This is a genomic window from Pseudoalteromonas sp. G5_S1_14_S5, assembly GCF_054968605.1.
This window is the reverse complement of the sequence record NZ_JBQKUM010000088.1, coordinates 1-18,326: the sequence shown is the minus strand read 5'-3', so window position 1 is coordinate 18,326 and position 18,326 is coordinate 1. Positions and strand designations below refer to the sequence as shown.

15 protein-coding genes and 2 pseudogenes are annotated in these 18,326 nt (G+C 43.3%); 10 read left to right on the top strand and 7 right to left on the bottom strand.

Annotation, left to right across the window (positions count from 1 at the left end; translation table 11 throughout):
* Positions 1 to 431, bottom strand: a pseudogene (locus ACTRWI_RS19570) (peptide-binding protein); the annotation flags it as partial.
* A gap of 81 nt (positions 432 to 512) precedes the next feature.
* Entirely contained in the window at positions 513 to 1,727 is a 1,215-nt protein-coding gene (locus tag ACTRWI_RS19565; protein WP_499133440.1) for an SgrR family transcriptional regulator, read from the bottom strand.
* Between the two features lie 602 nt (positions 1,728 to 2,329).
* Between ACTRWI_RS19565 and rimK the strand changes: the two genes are divergently transcribed.
* Complete coding sequence (gene rimK / locus ACTRWI_RS19560) at positions 2,330 to 3,235, top strand: 30S ribosomal protein S6--L-glutamate ligase (protein ID WP_499133439.1); 906 nt, start codon at positions 2,330 to 2,332, stop codon at positions 3,233 to 3,235.
* A 32-nt stretch (positions 3,236 to 3,267) separates the two neighbouring features.
* On the top strand, positions 3,268 to 3,711 hold the full coding sequence (locus ACTRWI_RS19555) for an ATP-dependent zinc protease family protein (RefSeq protein WP_499133438.1): 444 nt from the start codon (positions 3,268 to 3,270) through the stop codon (positions 3,709 to 3,711).
* Positions 3,712 to 3,800: 89 nt separating this feature from the next.
* Here the strand turns inward: ACTRWI_RS19555 and ACTRWI_RS19550 are convergent, their stop codons facing one another.
* Positions 3,801 to 4,592 (bottom strand): MBL fold metallo-hydrolase, encoded by a 792-nt coding sequence (locus tag ACTRWI_RS19550; protein ID WP_499133437.1) that lies wholly within the window; start codon positions 4,590 to 4,592, stop codon positions 3,801 to 3,803.
* A gap of 423 nt (positions 4,593 to 5,015) precedes the next feature.
* On the opposite strand from ACTRWI_RS19550, the gene ACTRWI_RS19545 reads away from it, so the two are divergent.
* Complete coding sequence (locus tag ACTRWI_RS19545; RefSeq protein ID WP_499133436.1) at positions 5,016 to 5,735, top strand: glycerophosphodiester phosphodiesterase family protein; 720 nt, start codon at positions 5,016 to 5,018, stop codon at positions 5,733 to 5,735.
* Between the two features lie 159 nt (positions 5,736 to 5,894).
* A complete protein-coding gene (locus tag ACTRWI_RS19540) occupies positions 5,895 to 6,632 on the top strand; it encodes a sulfite exporter TauE/SafE family protein (RefSeq protein ID WP_499133435.1) in 738 nt (245 codons plus the stop codon).
* Positions 6,633 to 6,672: 40 nt separating this feature from the next.
* On the opposite strand, the pseudogene ACTRWI_RS19535 reads toward ACTRWI_RS19540, so the two are convergent.
* The 3 genes and pseudogenes from ACTRWI_RS19535 to ACTRWI_RS19525 all read right to left on the bottom strand — a co-directional run.
* Positions 6,673 to 6,759: pseudogene (locus ACTRWI_RS19535) on the bottom strand (L,D-transpeptidase family protein); the annotation flags it as partial.
* A gap of 192 nt (positions 6,760 to 6,951) precedes the next feature.
* Positions 6,952 to 7,137: a hypothetical protein gene (locus ACTRWI_RS19530; protein ID WP_499133434.1), complete on the bottom strand. Its 186-nt coding sequence runs from the start codon at positions 7,135 to 7,137 to the stop codon at positions 6,952 to 6,954.
* 316 nt (positions 7,138 to 7,453) lie between these two features.
* Positions 7,454 to 7,936, bottom strand: coding sequence for a GNAT family N-acetyltransferase (locus tag ACTRWI_RS19525; protein WP_499133433.1), 483 nt, complete (start codon positions 7,934 to 7,936; stop codon positions 7,454 to 7,456).
* 202 nt (positions 7,937 to 8,138) lie between these two features.
* On the opposite strand from ACTRWI_RS19525, the gene ACTRWI_RS19520 reads away from it, so the two are divergent.
* From ACTRWI_RS19520 to grxB, 3 genes are all read left to right on the top strand, one after another.
* Positions 8,139 to 9,119, top strand: a complete 981-nt coding sequence (locus ACTRWI_RS19520) for a Gfo/Idh/MocA family protein (RefSeq protein ID WP_499133432.1) — start codon at positions 8,139 to 8,141, stop codon at positions 9,117 to 9,119.
* Positions 9,120 to 9,283: 164 nt separating this feature from the next.
* A complete protein-coding gene (locus tag ACTRWI_RS19515; RefSeq protein ID WP_499133431.1) occupies positions 9,284 to 9,442 on the top strand; it encodes a hypothetical protein in 159 nt (52 codons plus the stop codon).
* A gap of 219 nt (positions 9,443 to 9,661) precedes the next feature.
* A complete protein-coding gene (gene grxB / locus ACTRWI_RS19510) occupies positions 9,662 to 10,294 on the top strand; it encodes a glutaredoxin 2 (protein ID WP_499133430.1) in 633 nt (210 codons plus the stop codon).
* A 126-nt stretch (positions 10,295 to 10,420) separates the two neighbouring features.
* Here the strand turns inward: grxB and ppsR are convergent, their stop codons facing one another.
* A complete protein-coding gene (gene ppsR / locus ACTRWI_RS19505) occupies positions 10,421 to 11,254 on the bottom strand; it encodes a posphoenolpyruvate synthetase regulatory kinase/phosphorylase PpsR (protein WP_061031316.1) in 834 nt (277 codons plus the stop codon).
* A 178-nt stretch (positions 11,255 to 11,432) separates the two neighbouring features.
* On the opposite strand from ppsR, the gene ppsA reads away from it, so the two are divergent.
* From ppsA to ACTRWI_RS19490, 3 genes are all read left to right on the top strand, one after another.
* A complete protein-coding gene (gene ppsA / locus ACTRWI_RS19500; protein ID WP_499133429.1) occupies positions 11,433 to 13,805 on the top strand; it encodes a phosphoenolpyruvate synthase in 2,373 nt (790 codons plus the stop codon).
* A gap of 240 nt (positions 13,806 to 14,045) precedes the next feature.
* A complete protein-coding gene (locus ACTRWI_RS19495; RefSeq protein WP_499133428.1) occupies positions 14,046 to 15,545 on the top strand; it encodes an MATE family efflux transporter in 1,500 nt (499 codons plus the stop codon).
* 712 nt (positions 15,546 to 16,257) lie between these two features.
* Positions 16,258 to 18,252: an adhesion domain-containing protein gene (locus tag ACTRWI_RS19490; protein WP_499133427.1), complete on the top strand. Its 1,995-nt coding sequence runs from the start codon at positions 16,258 to 16,260 to the stop codon at positions 18,250 to 18,252.
* The last annotated feature ends 74 nt before the right edge of the window (positions 18,253 to 18,326 follow it).

Here is an 18,326-nt window from a genome sequence, read left to right as displayed (position 1 = left end):
TTTTTCAGAATCCCTTGGAAACGCACAGTTTGTAAGTGATGGAACATCGGGACTAACCAATAATTAGAAATCAGTGTCGATGCAATAGGTTCCAACTCAGACAAGTAATCCGGTAATTCAACCGTTGCTTTGTGCTGATCTAATCGTTGTTTGAGCCAATCACTGTTCATCTCTCCGAGCGCGGAATGCAATACAGGATCATTCATCAACCACGAGAACAACGAGGATGGCGCATTGTCGTCGAGATTCAGGTTACACAGTACCAAGTCTTCTTTTAAATCACCCCGCTGAGAAAGCTGAGCTAATTCTCGAAAACTGTAGGTATTCACCTCAACTTCCACACCGTGTCGTTTAAGAATATCTGACACCGAAATAGCACATCGATAGAGGGCATAATAGTTATAAACGGCAATGCTCAATTTCTTAGGCAACTCGCTTTCTTTAGAGGGCGTTCGATACAGCTTCCGCCAACTTGGCAATATGTTCTGAGCCAAAGAGACACTGAATAAGCCTTAGTTTTGCTTCAGCTGCGTCAAAATATCCTGTGGGTTGGCAAGTGATGATAGGTACTTACGTTGTTCATCACTTAACGAGTTAACCGCTGAGTTTTGGTTAAATAGAATAAACAAACAACCGTCTTCGATTCGACTGCGGAGCCCGTCTGTTTCAGCAGACACCAACTCGGTGTCGCTCTTTCCTAGTTGATGAAAACAGGCCGAATCTTCATACGGTGACACCTGCATCTGGCTATCATCGAATCGAGCGCTACCAGTCATCGATTCCTCAAACTGCCAAATGGTCACCTCATCGGTTAAAGAGCGACAACCGTAAAAGTGTTCGAATGCCGAGAGCTTGATGCGCTCACTGTTGGTTTCAACCACTCTGAAAGGACCTGTACCAATCACAACATGAGAGGTTGAGTTTAATGATGAAGGCTCACGGGTCACCTGTGCTGCCGGTTGAATCGAATACTTAACGCCAGCAAGCAAACCCGCAAAGCCAGTATCCGCTTGGGTTAGTTTAAAACTGATCCTTAATGGCTGCTCACTGTAAATGGAAGAGACATGAGCTAACTCAGCTTGATAAAAAGGCAGAGCTTTTAAAGCAATAAACAAAGCAACCAGCTGTTTGGCATCTACAGGCTGCCCATCATGGAACGTCAAACCGGGGCGAAGATAGAAAGTCCAAACCAATTGCTCAGTATCATATTCCCAATGGTGAGCTAACTCTGGCTTCAGTTCACCCTTGCCATTACATGTCACTAAACAGCTAAATACTTGTCTGATCAAAAATCTTTCACTACTACGATGTATATGATGTGGAAACAGTTCCTCAAACTTGCGTTTATAAGTTAATTGAACATGCAAGAGACCTTCACGCATGGTCGCGCCGGAAGTTTCTTGCAGTAAAGAGCCAAACACAGCACGGTCATTGTCCAATATCGAGAGTGCTTTTTCATACTTGCCCTGCTCTAACAGCTTACTCGCGACATGCTGAGCTAATTCTGGGTTGCTAAAACGCAGTGTTAAGTTAGAGCGTTGATTCCTGACAACTTTTGGTTCCCACACGACCCATTCTGCTTGATGCATTTTGCCTAACAGGGTTCGAGCATGGCGCAAGCTTGTAAACAACTTATCTGCCACTTCCGTTAAGGTCACGGAGTGAGAAATGGTTGGCTCGAACGATTCTAGCCGCGTGTAGTAACGCATCATATTTAGATCAGACAAATAATGAACCTTTTAAACGTAGCTCTTCCTTATTAAGCCCATTATAAAACACAATTGTCAAAAAGTAGTGCGACATGACCAAAACAGGAACAAACAATAAAAATGCCATCTGTTTTTAGTTCCCCTTAATTAACCATAATGAACGGGGCAGCAACCAACCATAGGTTGTCAATAAAGCCTAACTAGAGAGAGTAATGACCATGAGAAAATACTATCTTAACAAGCTAAAAAGCACCTGCAGTAAGCTCGAAAGAGAAGCACTACGAACACTTTTAGAACTATGTAACTGGCGTTATTAGTACGCTTTTTAGCACCGAGTAAACGCGAGTTGAGCACAGCCTAATATGCTCCTACCCCCAATATGAGTTAGGTCTCAACTCGCTTTTCCTTTCAAAACTTCCTCTCAAGCCTGCTGTACCAATAGCTCACACAATAGATAAATTTCCGTTGTCGACTCGACAAATTTAATTCGTTTTCTTAGTTAAACAAAAAGCCTTAAGGTTCGCCCCGAAGCAAACAAGGAGCCTCAGAAAAAACTGAAAGCTCAGCTAACAACTAAATAATTTTGCAGTTACCAATCAGGTATTAACTAAGGAAACGCCATGCGTATCGCAATTCTTTCTCGTAATGAAAATCTATACTCTACCGCTCGTCTAAAGCAGGCTGGAGAAGCACGTGGTCATCAAGTCGATGTTATCGACACGTTGCACTGTGATATAGATATCGCGAGTAACAATCCGAAGATCCGCTACATGGGTGAAGAGCTACCTCAATACGACGCGGTTATCCCACGTATTGGTGCTTCCATTACCTTTTACGGAACTGCGGTTGTTCGCCAATTCGAAATGATGGGCACTTTTTGTATCAACGAGTCAGTCGCTATCAGTCGTTCTCGCGACAAACTGCGCTCACTACAACTGTTGTCTCGTAAAGGTATTGGCTTACCAAAAACAGGTTTCGCTAGCCGCCCAGACAAGATTCAAGACCTGATCAAAAACGTAGGTGGCGCGCCACTTGTGATCAAGCTTCTTGAAGGCACTCAAGGGATCGGCGTTGTACTAGCAGAAACAAACAAAGCAGCAGAAAGCGTTATCGAAGCGTTCATGGGCCTAAAAGCGAACATATTGGTTCAAGAGTTCATTGAAGAAGCAAATGGCGCAGACATCCGTTGTTTTGTTGTTGGTAACAAAGTAATTGCTGCAATGAAGCGTCAAGCTAGTGAGGGTGAATTCCGCTCGAACCTGCACCGTGGCGGCACGGCTCAGCTGGTTAAACTAACCAAAGCAGAGCGCGCGACAGCAATCAATGCAGCGAAAATCATGGGATTAAACCTATGTGGTGTAGATATTCTACAATCTAAGAACGGCCCAGTAGTAATGGAAGTGAACTCTTCTCCAGGCCTAGAAGGCATCGAGAAAGCAACGGGTAAAGATGTAGCAGACATGATTTTCGAGTTCATCGAGAAGAATGCAAAACCAAACGCTAACCGTACTCGTGGCAAGGGCTGATTGAATACCGATAACTCATGATTGGAAAGAAAATGAACAATAAAATGATCATAGGGAATACCGAAGCACTTTGCTTACCAGAGTTGGGGATAACTGGACTACATACACGTGTTGATACAGGGGCTAAAACCTCTTCTCTACACGTAGACAATCTACTATGTGTTAAATCAAATGGTGAAAAATTCGTAGAATTCGACCTTCACCCAGATGTTTATCACCTAGAAGAGACGGTGCGCTGCAAGGCGAAGCTGAAAACAAGTAAGAAAATCAAATCATCTAACGGCGAAGTTGAGCACCGTTGCGTGATTGAAACTATGCTAAGAATTGGTGGCCAACAATGGCCTATCGATATCACGCTAAGCAACCGTCAAGACATGACTTACTTGATGTTGCTTGGTCGCCAAGGCATGAGTGACAAAGTGATTGTTGATCCAGCGGGCGAATTCCTGCTGACTCACGAATCTGAGCCATCGTAACCGCTCCACAGGTTATAACTAAAGCTCGTCACAACGATATAAGGACAGTCTCATGACTAGCCTTATTGTTTTGTATTGTCTAGGTGTGCTCACCTATTTCTTAAATTTGCCATGAATTTGAAAACAAAACGCCAAATAGAGAGCAGCAGTTTCTTGGTTTTAACTTTGGTTACCCGCCAATGCGTCACAGGTCTTCTTGGTGCACTCATCAACAAATGGTCAAACGCTTTCTGATCGAGTTCCACTTGCCCGCCATGCGCCACCAACAGCGTGTCTATCTGCATGTCATAAATGCGTGACACAGAATCACGATACTTATTAGGGTGGAAGATGGGGAAAGGCGGAATGAGCTTGTTTTTGACCTCTACCATCAAGTCAGCCACATAGGCGACGCTGTGTGATGGAGAATAAACAGAGAGATCTCTGTCGGTGTGCCCCGGCGTTTCCAAAATCAACCAATCATCAAAGCCCGGAATGCTATCACCATCCGATAGCTTGTAATCCGGCTTTAACTTCCTCGAATACCAAAGGTTTGCTTTAGGCTTCCCTAAGCGATTCGCCATCCATCGTGCCAATGCCAGGTCGGTCAGATGCATCAAGATACCGTCGATACCGTGATACCAATCTTTGTCTCGGTTTGCAGCAACCAAATGACAGTTCGTTAGCTTTCTGAGCTTGTGCGCAGCCCCTGCGTGATCGGGGTGCATGTGTGTCACCACAACCGTGTGAAGATCAGAAAAATCACGCATAAGTTCGGTTTCAATAAAAGCCTTCAAATGCGGAATATCAGCTCGACATGCGCCATCGAGCAACAATAATTTATCCGGGTACTCCACCAAATACATGTCTTGGATGTAACCTTTAATGGTATGCAGCTGCAAACCCACTCCTTGAGACAAACCAACTGGTCAGACCTATACCATAGCAAACTCAGATTTATTTGTAACAAATTTGTTAAATGGAAAATTACATCAAAGTACCATGCTCTTCCGCACTTTTATCGTGACGATAAAATACGTGATTTGTTGACCTGACTTATTAGGACTATATATGCGCCTCTAATTTATTGTCTGAGTGCTATACGTGAACCAACTATTCGATGCTCTTTCTACCCACGGCTACTTTGTTTGGGATGACTTCTTAACTCATGAAGAAGTGGTGGCATTGAGGGAGTACTAAGAGGAAAATATCACTTTTATGAGCCGAATCCTATGTAGAGACTCTTGTACAGCAATTACTCTGGCGTATTCGGGAAAACTGATATTTAATAGATATTTACGATGCGCATTCAAGAAGGAATAATTATGTCGTCTATCATCGTAGGTCACCGTGGTGTCGCGGGTACTCACCCAGAAAACACCAAAGCAAGTATTGAGCAAGCCGCTAAGCTGGGCTTGAAATGGATTGAAGTCGATATCCAACAAACTCAGGATCATGAACTTGTGGTATGCCACGACCACACTCTCGAACGCTGTAGTGATGGCAAGGGCCGTGTTGATGAACACACACTAGCGGAGCTGCGTCAGCTTGATTTTGGCAGTTGGAAGTCTGAACAGTTCGAAGGAGAAAGAATACTCACACTTAGCGATTTACTTGAACTTGTTGAAGAACATAGCCTCAGCGTTAACCTAGAGATAAAAGTCGATAGCCGACACCAAGCTCCTCATGTCGTTGATCTTCTGCACAGCGAGCTGATCCGCTCAAACATAGACACCGACAGATTACTGCTCTCAAGTTTTAGCCATGAGGTTGTTGCAGAAATGGCTCATCACTTACCAAGATACCGCGTTGGTGTGCTCACAGAGCAGCTCTCTCAAGATGATCTTCTGCTTATTGATCAAGTGAAAGCGTTCAGTTGTCATATGAATTACGAAAACGTCAATCAGGATGATCTCGATACGCTTGCAGAAGCAAACATTCAAACATGGTGCTACACCGTCAATGATCCGTCTCAGTTCAAATTCCTATCCACCGTCGATGCGATATTCACTGATTTTCCAGATAGAATTAGCGCGAGAAATTGACCGGATAAATACCAAAGTAGTAAACGTTTAAGGCGTTAAAATTTACCACGATAAACCTCAAAATTAAGTAGCAAACACAAGTGAGTAGGAGTACATTCCGCTGCTCACTTGGTTTCATTAGCTCGCACTATTTAGGCAGCTTTATTGGTTACTTAATTTATGGATCTCATTCTTAGTCCAACTTTCCCAATTTTGGGTGCAGTCTTCGTTTTTGCCGCAATCGTTCGTGGCTTCTCAGGCTTCGGTTTCACCTTAGTCGCATTGCCTTTAAGTGCGTTGTTCGTACCGGTTATTAAGCTTGTTCCTGTGTTCATGCTTATCGACCTACTGGGTAACGTTCAATTACTGCCTAAGGTCAAAAAACATGTCAATTGGCGCTGGGTAGTCAAGGTATTTATCCCTTGCCTTCTGTTCACACCTGTTGGCCTGCTTTTGCTCAAATCAGTTAGCCAAGACACCATTATCTTGATCATCAGCGCCTTTATCTTTGCATCTGCACTTATGATCTTCCGAGGCTTTCAATATAAAAGTGAACCAAGATTTGCTCCCTATATCCTAGGAAGCCTTGCTGGAATAATGAATGGTGCGGCTTCTATGTCTGGTCCACCAATTGGCACCCACGCATTGGCGAGCCCTGTGGCTCCGCACGTCGCCAGAGCTGGGTTGATTGCCTTCTTTGTATTGGCTGATTCGAGTGCCTTTGTTTCTGCATCCATTGCAGGGCTCGTCGATCGTGATGTGGTTTGGCTAACACTGGCACTGTTACCAAGCAGTATGTTTGGTGGCTATGTGGGTTCGAAACTGTTCCAAAGATTTGGTGGCGAGAAATTTAAGCCTGTGACTATCGGGCTGCTCATCGTGATTGCGTTTTTCTGTGCAGGTCGAGTTCTGTTGTAACGAACGGCCTAATTTCTGATAGGAATATGGGTACCAAAACCTACCATTCGATATTGATAGGGGTGCCCATTTTGACCAGTTGAATAAACTCATCCATATCTTGGTTGGTTAATGCAATACAGCCGTCGGTCCAATCGAAACTTTAGATAAAACCTGGCGAAAGGCGCTCACCATTTTTAATACTATGAATTTTGATGTTACCCCTAGGTCAACATCATTCTCTTCAGCCCACTGTCTATCAGAGGAGCGCGGATAGTTAACGTATGCCGAACGATAAAACTCAGAGCGCTCCATAATATAGTCGAGTTTGCATTCCCCCTTATGGCGTTCGGTTATCCCTTTCAAAGCGTTTATGCCCTTTCGGTTCCTTACCAAAAGTGATACGAAACTCTTGTACCACCTCACCCCCTTTGAGTAGGTACATTCTGCATTTCGATTTATCGACTTTCACTAAGGTCACCACTTGCAACAGGGGATCGATTTCAGAAAAAGAATCTCGTGCCATGTAGGGTTCCAGTAATGAAGCTTGATCAAAAGCTTTAAGTAAGCGTTGCGATGACCCTTGCTCCAGCTGAGCAATTTAGTGGATTGGTCCTCACCCAGCGCCTCATCTACATCAATCATATGCTTTGATTTTGACGTGTCAGTAGAGTTAGGAAATGAAGTTGAGATGCGTTGTGAATGAGCTGGTGCTAACTCAAAGACAATGGTTTCAATAGCGGTAGCGTCAGACACTATTTTCTCAACAACGACCTTCTCGGCGTGTGTAAGCGAAGTCACCAATGATAAGCATGGTGATAACGATAAAAACGGACGCACCCTTATATTTCCTCAAAACGCATCGACATGATTCGAGACTGAGTCTCCATTCCTAGGGACTCATAAAAGCTTTGAGCTTGTTGATTAAATTCCATCACCTCTAATCTCAACTCTATCGCCCCCTGAACTTGCGCCCATTGATTGAATGACTTCATCAATGCTCGACCTACGCCTTTACTCTGAATTTGGTCATTCACCACAATGGTGTTCACTCTTGCTACCTTGTGTGATTGGATAAAACTCACGCCTTTGTTCTGCGTCACCTTACCCGCAAGAAAGCCAAGTACTTCATCCTGTTCAACAGCGACAAGGAAGGCCCCAGTCGGGTCAATCATTAAGCCCAGCCAGTACTCCTCACTGTCTGCATTGCTCTGTGATGGCGGCGCGAAAACCATAGGCGCGCCAAGATGATGTTGACGATTTATCTGATCAGAGAGCGCTAAAATCGCGTTAATGTCAGTTACCTTCGCAGTCCGAATTTGCATATCATCACCTTGTTTGAATTCAATAACACCTTAGCAAAAATGCCTGAAATGTGCACCGTTTCACTGGTCGACTCAGCCCTTCGAGAGAAGATTACATTTAATATTAGGCACTAAGTTTAAGGAAATTGTTCCGCAAATCTCGAACACAACATCTACCTTTGAGTGCTAGTATCTTCGCAGACCCTAAGTATCGGATACCACTATGATTAAGTTTGCTGTAATTGGAACCAATTGGATTACACAAAAATTCGTTCAAGCTGCACATGAATCGCAATCAATGCAGTTAACTGCCGTTTATTCACGAAACCTAGGCAGCGCGGCACAGTTCGCACAAGAATTCGGCGTTAAAACCACACATGACTCACTCGACGCGTTAGCCAACGACAATACGGTTGAAGCGGTGTACATCGCCTCACCCAATTCGCTGCACTGTGAGCAGTCGATTCTGATGATGGAGCATGGTAAGCACGTCATCTGTGAGAAGCCTGTTGCATCGAATATCACGGAAGCAACACGCATGTTTGAAGTCGCCGAGAAAAACGGTGTGGTACTGTTTGAGGCGTACAAATCTCAATTCCTGCCTAACTTTAAACAAGTCCAACTTGGGTTAGAGAAAATCGGCAAGGTACATAAAGCGCACATCAACTACTGCCAGTATTCATCGCGTTACCAGAAGTACTTGAATGGTGAAAACCCAAATACTTTCAACCCGAATTTCTCCAATGGTTCACTAGTCGATATTGGCTTCTATTGCGTTGCAGCAACGGTAGCGCTGTTTGGTGAACCTGATAACGCCCAGGCATCTGCAAAACTGCTGGAATCAGGCGTAGATGCGCATGGCTGTGCCATCTTCCAATACCCTAAGTTTGACGTGATCCTTGCACACTCTAAGGTCAGCGACTCTTACGCACCGAGTGAGATCCAAGGTGAGCAAGGTGCGATCATCATTGATCACATCGCAGAATGCACCAGCGTTAAGATCCGCTACCGTGATGGAAGCATTGAAAATCTCACTCAAGTGCAAAGCGAAAACTCAATGAGTTACGAAGCACAAGCCTTTACTAATTGCATTGGTGGCGATCACACCACACAAACCGACGCAAAACAGCGCTCATTAACCGTTGCCAAGTTAATTACAAAGATGCGTCAACAGGTTGGTGTCGTTTATCCTGCAGATAAATAATACAGACCACCACTCTAACACTCTGACTTTATTGACGTATCATTTTATGCATAACTAAATTTAATCCTTACGACAAATAACCGGATTAGTTGATTGAAGGGCTATCTGATTAAATCCGCGTTCGATATCTATCGTAGTTATTTAATTTATTGAAGGTATGTAAAGTGTTTTCAGTTGACGATCGCGTTGTAGCAACAAAAGGTGTTGAACTTGGTGAAATGGTAGTAACTGGTCTAAGTGCTGGTGGTTACTACGTTCACGTTACAACAGTAGAAGGCGCAATGCCACTTACTTATCTAATGCAAGATCTTAAAAAAGCATAGTCTAGCCACTCTGCTCTTTTAGTAGTCACTCTGCTAAAAGTAACAAAATTGAGGCCTTGGCTGATTTTACTCTTCTGCATTAGAGTGAGTCAAAGCGTAACGACACCACGCACTTATTGCCGGTTAATACGCACTCTCTATTAATGTTTAGTGTTTACAGAAGTTTCTGGTACATTAGCATCATCTTATACTTACAATGATCATGAACTGAGGGAAGCTATGAAGCTTTATATTTACGACCACTGCCCTTTCTGTGCACGAGTCGCCTACATCGCTCAATCTCTAGGCTTAAACATCGAACTTGTTTCTGTGGATTATGATGATGCCCAAACCCTTATCGATTTAATCGGTAAAAAGATGGTACCTGTATTACAAAAAGACGATGGCTCTATCATGGCTGAAAGCCTAGATATCATCGCTTACTTCATGGATTTGAAATCTAGCGACGAGCAGCGTGAGCCATCAGAGCAAGTAACCCTGTTCCAAACTCGCGCATTTCCGCTAAGCCAGCGCATTGGTCTACCACGTTGGTGGAAACTGGACCTTGCCGAGTACCAATCACCAGCAAGCAAAGAAGCATGGCGCGCAGCCAAAGAAACCGAAGAACTCAACTTCGACAAGCTGATTGAGCAAACACCGCAGTTTGTTGAACAGATTAACCCGCTTCTGAAAGATGCAGAGCTACTACTGAACTTAGAAAACGGTGAGTCTTCGCTGCCTCTTATCGATCAAGCAGTGTACTTCTCTATGTTGTGTGGCTTCTGCGTTGAGCCAAGCATCACATGGCCACCAGCGCTAGAACGTTGGCTGGAAAAGCAGAGTGAAACGCTAAAGCTGTCTCTGCTTCGCTAGTGCGATAGCAACGAGCACAAACAAAAAATCGAAGCTCTCAGGTATCTATCCTGTTAGCTTCGATTTTCTTTTAGCTGCCCATTATTTCTATCTGACCAAGCCTTTTGCTAAACCAATCTCTTGTTACTACAGCAAACGACGTCGTAAACCTGTTCTCTCTAGGATACGGGTAGAAATCTCTTCAACCGATAACGATGAGGTATTGATGTACGGCACTGCCTCTCTACGAAACATCGCCTCCACAGTTTGTAGCTCATACAAACACTGTGAGTCACTCGCGTACTCACTGCCCGCTAAACGGTTCTCGCGGATTTCAGTCAGCCTTTCTGCATCAATGGTTAAACCGAACAACTTATGTCGGTATATCTCAAACTCCGGCAGCAGCTTTAGTCGCGCTAAATCATCATGGATAAATGGATAGTTCGCTACGCGTAGACCAAACTGCATCGCCATGTACAAACTGGTTGGGGTTTTACCACTTCGAGACACACCCAGTAAGATGATGTCGGCTTCCTCTAGACCTTTAAGCGTAATGCCATCATCGTGTGCAAGCGTGTATTCAATTGCGGCAATACGGTCGAAATACTTCACCGAGTCCTTGTTTACACTGCGTGAACGTTGAAGCTTAGGTGTCGGCGCCATATGGATGTCATCTTGTACCTTCTGAACAATACTTTCCAACACGTCATAGCAATGAGCTGGCGCTTCAAGCAACTTCGCTTTGATTTCAGGAATCACAATCGAAAAGAACACTAAAGGTTGCTGGCCACTCTCACGATACGAAGTGTCGATCTCTTTTAATAAATCAGAAAGTTTGTCCTCACTTTCAACAAACGGAAAAGTTTTCTCATTGGCTTTGAAGGGAAATTGACCTAGAACAACATGCCCTAAAGTCTCACATGTTATGGCCGTTCCATCAGAAACATAGAATACATCACGACTTTGAATATCAATTTGCATTTTTTATTTAATGTTTAAAATTATTTTGAGTAGGATGGTAACCATAATATATATAACAAAACCCTGCTGACTATTACGTCTCCCACAGCTTTTAAAAATAATTTACATTTTTTTTAACTGACACGTAATCGTTTGCCTTTAAACCCCTACAATGCTTGCTATGTTTCTGGAGAAATAAATGCAAAATAATACCCTATGGTTCAATGGCCTATCCATGGAAGATGTCGACAAAGTCGGCGGTAAGAACGCTTCACTGGGCGAGATGGTTTCTAACCTATCCAATGCTGGTGTTTCTGTACCAAATGGTTTTGCTACCACCTCTCATGCGTTTAATGACTTTCTTGACTACAAAGGTCTTGATGAGCGCATTCACCAATTACTTGACGAACTTGATGTTGAAGACGTTGAAGCTCTGCGTAAGACAGGTGCAACGATTCGACAATGGGTTCTAGATGCCCCTTTCCCAGAATCACTAGAGCAAGACATCCGTGATAACTACCGTGAGCTAATCGAAGACAACGAAGAATTGTCTGTAGCTGTACGTTCATCTGCAACCGCAGAAGACCTTCCAGATGCTTCTTTCGCAGGCCAACAAGAAACTTTCCTTAACGTGAAAGGGATTGATGCGGTACTTGAGGCGACTAAGCACGTTTATGCGTCACTGTTTAACGACCGCGCTATCTCTTACCGTGTACACCAAGGCTTTGACCACCGCGGCATTTCATTGTCTGCGGGTATCCAGCGCATGGTTCGTTCAGACAAAGCGTCTTCCGGTGTAATGTTCACCCTTGATACAGAGTCAGGCTTCGACCAAGTCGTATTCATCACCTCTTCTTGGGGCCTAGGTGAAATGGTGGTTCAAGGTGCTGTGAACCCAGATGAGTTCTACGTGCACAAGCCAATGCTAGAAGCAGGCCACCAGCCTATCGTGAAGAAAACCTTTGGTTCCAAGTTGATCAAGATGATCTACTCAACCAACCAAGAGATCGGTAAGCAAGTCGACATCATTGATACGGATGAGCAAGAGCGTAATCAATTCTCACTGAACGACGAAGAGATCAAAGAGCTGGCAAAACAAGCGATGATCATCGAGAAGCACTACCAACGTCCGATGGACATTGAGTGGGCGAAAGATGGCATCGATGGCAAACTTTACATCGTTCAAGCTCGCCCAGAGACAGTATGTTCTCAAAGCGACCAAAACGTTATCGAGCGTTACGAGCTCAACAACAAGGCAGATGTACTAGTTGAAGGCCGAGCTATCGGTCAACGTATCGGCTCAGGTCCAGTTCGTTTGGTTGACTCACTAGACCAAATGTCACTGGTTCAAGAAGGCGATGTACTAGTAACAGACATGACAGACCCAGATTGGGAACCTGTTATGAAGAAAGCCTCTGCGATTGTTACAAACCGTGGCGGTCGTACTTGTCACGCAGCAATCATCGCTCGTGAGCTAGGTATTCCAGCAATCGTTGGCTGTGGTAGCGCAACAAGCAACCTTGAAGATGGTGCGACCGTGACAGTGTCATGTTCAGAAGGCGAAACTGGCTACGTGTACCAAGGTGAGCTAGAGTTCGAAATTAAACGTTCTGAGGTTGATGAGCTACCATTGCTACCGACTAAAGTGATGATGAACGTGGGTAATCCAGATCGTGCTTTCGATTTCGCGCAGATTCCAAACGAAGGCGTCGGCCTTGCTCGTCTAGAGTTCATCATCAACAAAATGATCGGTATTCACCCGAAAGCACTGCTTAACTTTGACGCACAGTCTGATGAGCTTAAAGCTGAAATCACACAGCGTATTCGTGGTTACAAAGATCCTATCGATTTCTACGTAGGCAAACTAACAGAGGGCATCGCGACCATCGCTTCTGCATTCTGGCCTAAGCGTGTGATCGTACGTATGTCTGACTTCAAGTCGAACGAGTACAGCAACCTAGTCGGTGGCAAAGAGTTCGAACCACATGAAGAGAACCCAATGCTGGGCTTCCGTGGTGCATCTCGTTACATCTCGCCTGTATTCGAAGACTGTTTCGAGCTAGAAACTCAAGCGATCAAACGTGTTCGCAACGAAATGGGTCTTAAGAACGTTGAAATCATGATTCCATTCGTTCGTACGCCAAGTGAAGCAGCTTCGGTTATCGACATTCTGGCCAAATTCGACCTGCGCCGTGGCGAGCAAGGTCTGAAAGTCATCATGATGTGTGAGCTGCCGTCGAATGCGATTTTGGCTGAAGAGTTCTTGAAGTACTTCGATGGATTCTCTATCGGCTCAAACGATATGACTCAGCTAACGCTTGGGCTAGACCGTGACTCTGGTGATGTTGCTCACCTATTCGATGAGCGTAACCCAGCTGTGAAAGCAATGCTCAAAATGGCTATCGACGCAGCAACCAAAGCGGGTAAATACGTAGGTATTTGTGGTCAAGGCCCATCTGACCATGATGATCTAGCTGAGTGGTTAATGGAACAAGGCATCAGCTCTGTATCCCTAAACCCAGATACGGTTATCGATACATGGTTGAAGCTAGGCTACGTTGCTAGCAAGTAACCTTCTCTAATCGAAATACGAACAAAGCCAGTCATTACGACTGGCTTTTGCCTTTTACTATTTTAATAAGGCTCTGTGGTCGGCATATCTTAGCTCTCTCTGCAATACGCAGTTCATTCTTTATTGCCGGACTCTTAATCCTTTTTCTCTTCACGATATCGGTATATGGATTTGATAATTACATTAGCCATTAAGGATAACCCTATAAGATAAATAAGGTTTGAGAGGAACTTCCATAAAGTGGCAGAACAAAATGCGCCAATTCTATCAACCGCAGGGTTAAGCAATATAACGAGTTCCGGCAACAATGATTGGTATCGTGCTGACCTTACGTTATCCTTTACGCAATTCTTCACAGCTCGACGCTACCGCTTTGCGTCTACCTTCAAAACCAAAAAGAGTAATATGAATTCTACTACCGCAACTCCCTCGCCTTCGCTTGGCCGACAACTCTATACCATGACGTGGCCAATGCTGTTTGGGGTACTTTCTCTAATGAGCTTCCAACTTGTAGACAGTGCCTTCATTGGTCAGCTAGGTGTACTACCGCTCGCTGTTCAAGGCTTCACACTGCCTATCCAGATGATCATCATCGGTATTCAAGTCGGGTTGGGCATCGCGACCACAGCAGTCATTGCGCGTGCAATTGGTGCTAACGAAGTGCGCTACGCTAAGCAGTTAGGTGGGCTTGTGATCGCAATGGGAAGCGTAAGTGTCGCACTTTTTTCCATCATCATTTATCTGCTTCGCGGCACAATTTTACAACTGCTCGACGCACCAGCAAGCGTATTGCCGATCATTGACTCTTACTGGCTCTATTGGTTAATCAGCTCTTGGACAGGTGCACTACTCTACTTTTACTACAGTGTGTGTCGTGCCAACGGTAATACTATGCTGCCCGGCTCTATGATGATCGCAACCAGCATCATTAACCTTATATTGGACCCAATCTTCATCTTTACGCTCGACATGGGCATCAACGGTGCAGCGATTGCGACGATTTTGGCGTTCGGTACAGGCATCTTTATCGTGGCGCCCAAAGTAACCAAAAAAAACTGGATGACGTTCGACTGCCACGACCTTGATATCGGCAAGAGTGTTCGCTCGATTGGCAACATCATGGGGCCTGCGATGGTGAGCCAATTGCTGCCACCAGTCTCCTCTATGTTGGCGACTAAACTACTGGCAGGCTACGGTACGGCTGCCGTTGCGGCTTGGGCACTTGGCTCTCGTTTTGAGTTTTTCTCGATTGTTGCGGTGCTCGCATTAACGATGTCTATGCCGCCAATGGTTGGCCGTATGTTGGGAGAAAAGAACCTGACTGACATTCGCAGCTTGATTAAGATCGCAGCAACCTTTGTACTTGGTTTTCAAGTCGTGATTGCGCTTGTTACGTGGGTATTCTCAAGCGGATTAGCAGGATTGATGACCAGCGATAGTGAAGTAACCACAATCCTAAATTATCACCTCATGATTGTCCCAATCAGCCTTGGTCCTCTGGGTATTTGCATGCTGATGGTGTCGGTTTCGAACGCCCTAGGTAAGTCTTACACCGCATTAACGATTTCAGCATTGCGTCTGTTCGCTTTCTTCTTGCCCTGTTTATGGATTGGCTCTCAGCTTGTTGGAATTGAAGGCCTATTCTGGGGTGCTATGATAGGTAACGTGTTCGCCGGAACCTGCGCATGGTTCATGTACCAACGCGCTTTAGGCCAAGTTGAAGCTAAACTTGCCAGCTAACTCGCGAGTGAACTTTTAGTTATTAAAAACAAAAAAAGCAGCTACTTAGGCTGTTTTTTCTTACCTTTTTATGACCTATGGCTCGCTCAGATACGAGCTTTTACAATTAGCGCCCCTTACATAACACCTTACTTCCACATAATGGGTTTCGCTCTTTCTTGGATTCAAGTTATTGACGACTAAATTTATAAATCTCCAATAGTCAGGACGTTAACTCAGTTATAGTAAAACCCCTCCCCCAAATATGAATAAAACCTATTACTATGTGAAGTTATCCCCATAAATAATCGCAGCGACATCCCTTCTAAAAGATTTAAAGTAGCCTGCTTTAAGAGTGGATCCTTGATCAAAAAGAGCGCACAGCTTCTACGACACCAGAACAATTAGATCAAGGTTGAGTGTCGGAAGTAGAAATACGTATCCAAGACAATCTAGAGAAAAAACAGCACGATATGCAATCTGATTTTTGAACACCACTCAGCGAAACATAGAACTGGTGTTAAGAAACACAAATCATTCCAATGAGAGCTATCAGTAATAGTTATGTTTTCAATGCCATGTAAACAATACTCTACACTTCCATTAACAACATTTCACATTAAAAGAAACATGTCCTCTTTTTGCTATTTATTGTCTCTATCTTGTTACTTGTAAAAAGTTGTGAATTGTACAATTTACACTTCTAATTTATCAATGAGGTGTTATTTATCATATGTTTTCACAGCAAATAAAAAATAATATTAAGAAGTCGATTTCATTAATTTTTATTTTATTCATTATAATCCCATCATTAACTGCATGCGGGGGCGGGGGCGGGGGCGGTGATAGCAAGGATGATTCACAAACAAAGAGATTAGAGAAGATCACCATCGAAGAAGTCTCTAAAAATAATATCCTAGACTCTAACGAGGCTTTATTAGATACAACGTTAAAATTTAAAGCAATCGGGTATTATGATGATAATAGTACTAGTGATATCACATCATCAGTAGAGTGGGTCAGTAGTGAACCTGAGTTCGCCAGCTTTGATAAACCAGCACAATTAAAGACACTTCAAAGCGGACAAACAACTATTATAGCAAAAACAACCAATATTAGTGCGACTTGGTCACTATCTATATTAGAGCCTGTCGCGATTACAATTTCACCTCGGGTCAAAACAATAGATTTTGATAATAACCAAATGGTTTATGTGCCAAATGGAACCTCGATAACACTTGATTGTATCGTGGAGTGGAGTGACCGTTCAAAACGTGATGGTACAAGTTATGTTTCATGGGCTCTAGATAACAGAAGTTTTTCGCAAAGCTCATCTGAAAAAAATCGCTTCAAAGCTATAGGTGATATTGCAGATATCACAGCTCTATCAGCTAATTTTGATGGTTTTACAAGTAATAGTGTTTCGTTAGAAATAAGCGATGCGATGCTAAAAGAGATTATTATTAGCCCAACCACTAACTCTGAGAAGACAACTCAATTAAGTAGCGCTTTGTACGGAACAAGCCTAGAGTTTACTGCAGTGGGTGTCTATCAAGGTCCAAGAGATGAACAGGTAAAACATATTGATATCACAAAAGATGTAAGATGGGTCTCAAGTGCACCAGATGTATTCAATAATGCTGAGGGTAACAATCTTTTTACTGCTGATAGTGGAGTAGGAAAAAGCAAAGCTACTATATCTGCAAGAATGTTTGATATCGAAAGTAATCCACAAGAAATGACAATTTCTGATTCTACATTGGAATATATTGAAATTACTGGTACAAATAATTTGGTTAACAATGTTGAATTTTCACTTTCCGCAATCGGCCATTATACAAGTAATGAAAAAGTTGACAATAAAATAACAGCTGATATTACGTCCTTTGTGGACTGGTCAAGTTCAGATGAGGAAGTTATAAAACAGACGGGGCATAATAGTTTCGTGCCAATAAAAGAGTCTAACAACATATCCATCACTGCAGAAATTAATGGTAAAGATTATAATATATCGAAAGAATTTAACGTTGTTGCGGGAAAACTTAAAAGCATTACAATTTCAGAAATACATAACTACCCTAGCTACCCAGATATAAATACCGTTCCATATAATAAAATTCGAACTTATAGGGCTATAGGAGAGTACACTATCAATGATTCGCATGATACTGTTTCATTAGATATCACAGATAATGTCAAATGGCAGTTAGATCAAGAAGAGGAAGCTTTTTACTTATTTGGCAGTACTGTACTTGCTATTTCGCATAACCAAAGCTCAGCGGCTATATTTGCCATCGGTGACAACAAAACAAAAGTAACAAGTAACATTATCAATCTCACTAACATCGATTTTAATAAAACATTTACCTTAGGAAAGCATAAATACAGCTTATCTGAGTTAATGTTAAATCCAGATGGGTCCCACAATCATTATGAAAATGATTTTTGGTGGGGTGTCGGTACATGGCAGGATTCTGTTACTCGTTGTACAGATTCGGGGAAAAGGCTAGCTACAGAAGAAGAATTACAAACTATTCAATCGACTATAGGTGATGTTGGTAACGCTTTTGGCTGGCCAGTCGGTAATGGTGGACTTGAATATTGGACCACGGATCATGGAAAAGAAGAGAACAGTCATATTAGTAAAAACATGAATATCTTTGGTGGAAGCTATGACGAAGGAGACTGGGTAACTAACGCTAGTATTTGTGTATCAGATATTGAATAAAACATCCCTTAGCCTGCAAGTAATTAAAAGCCAGTTGATATCTACCAACTGGCTTTATTTGTTATTAGTAAGAT

Coding starts and splice junctions, on each gene's coding strand:
- rimK (WP_499133439.1), top strand. CDS start 2,330: ATGCGTATCGCAATTCTTTCTCGTAATGAAAATCTATACTCTACCGCT.
- ACTRWI_RS19490 (WP_499133427.1), top strand. CDS start 16,258: ATGTTTTCACAGCAAATAAAAAATAATATTAAGAAGTCGATTTCATTA.
- ACTRWI_RS19520 (WP_499133432.1), top strand. CDS start 8,139: ATGATTAAGTTTGCTGTAATTGGAACCAATTGGATTACACAAAAATTC.
- ACTRWI_RS19525 (WP_499133433.1), bottom strand. CDS start 7,936: ATGCAAATTCGGACTGCGAAGGTAACTGACATTAACGCGATTTTAGCG.
- ACTRWI_RS19545 (WP_499133436.1), top strand. CDS start 5,016: ATGTCGTCTATCATCGTAGGTCACCGTGGTGTCGCGGGTACTCACCCA.
- ppsA (WP_499133429.1), top strand. CDS start 11,433: ATGCAAAATAATACCCTATGGTTCAATGGCCTATCCATGGAAGATGTC.
- ACTRWI_RS19540 (WP_499133435.1), top strand. CDS start 5,895: ATGGATCTCATTCTTAGTCCAACTTTCCCAATTTTGGGTGCAGTCTTC.
- ppsR (WP_061031316.1), bottom strand. CDS start 11,254: ATGCAAATTGATATTCAAAGTCGTGATGTATTCTATGTTTCTGATGGA.
- ACTRWI_RS19530 (WP_499133434.1), bottom strand. CDS start 7,137: ATGGCACGAGATTCTTTTTCTGAAATCGATCCCCTGTTGCAAGTGGTG.
- grxB (WP_499133430.1), top strand. CDS start 9,662: ATGAAGCTTTATATTTACGACCACTGCCCTTTCTGTGCACGAGTCGCC.
- ACTRWI_RS19555 (WP_499133438.1), top strand. CDS start 3,268: ATGAACAATAAAATGATCATAGGGAATACCGAAGCACTTTGCTTACCA.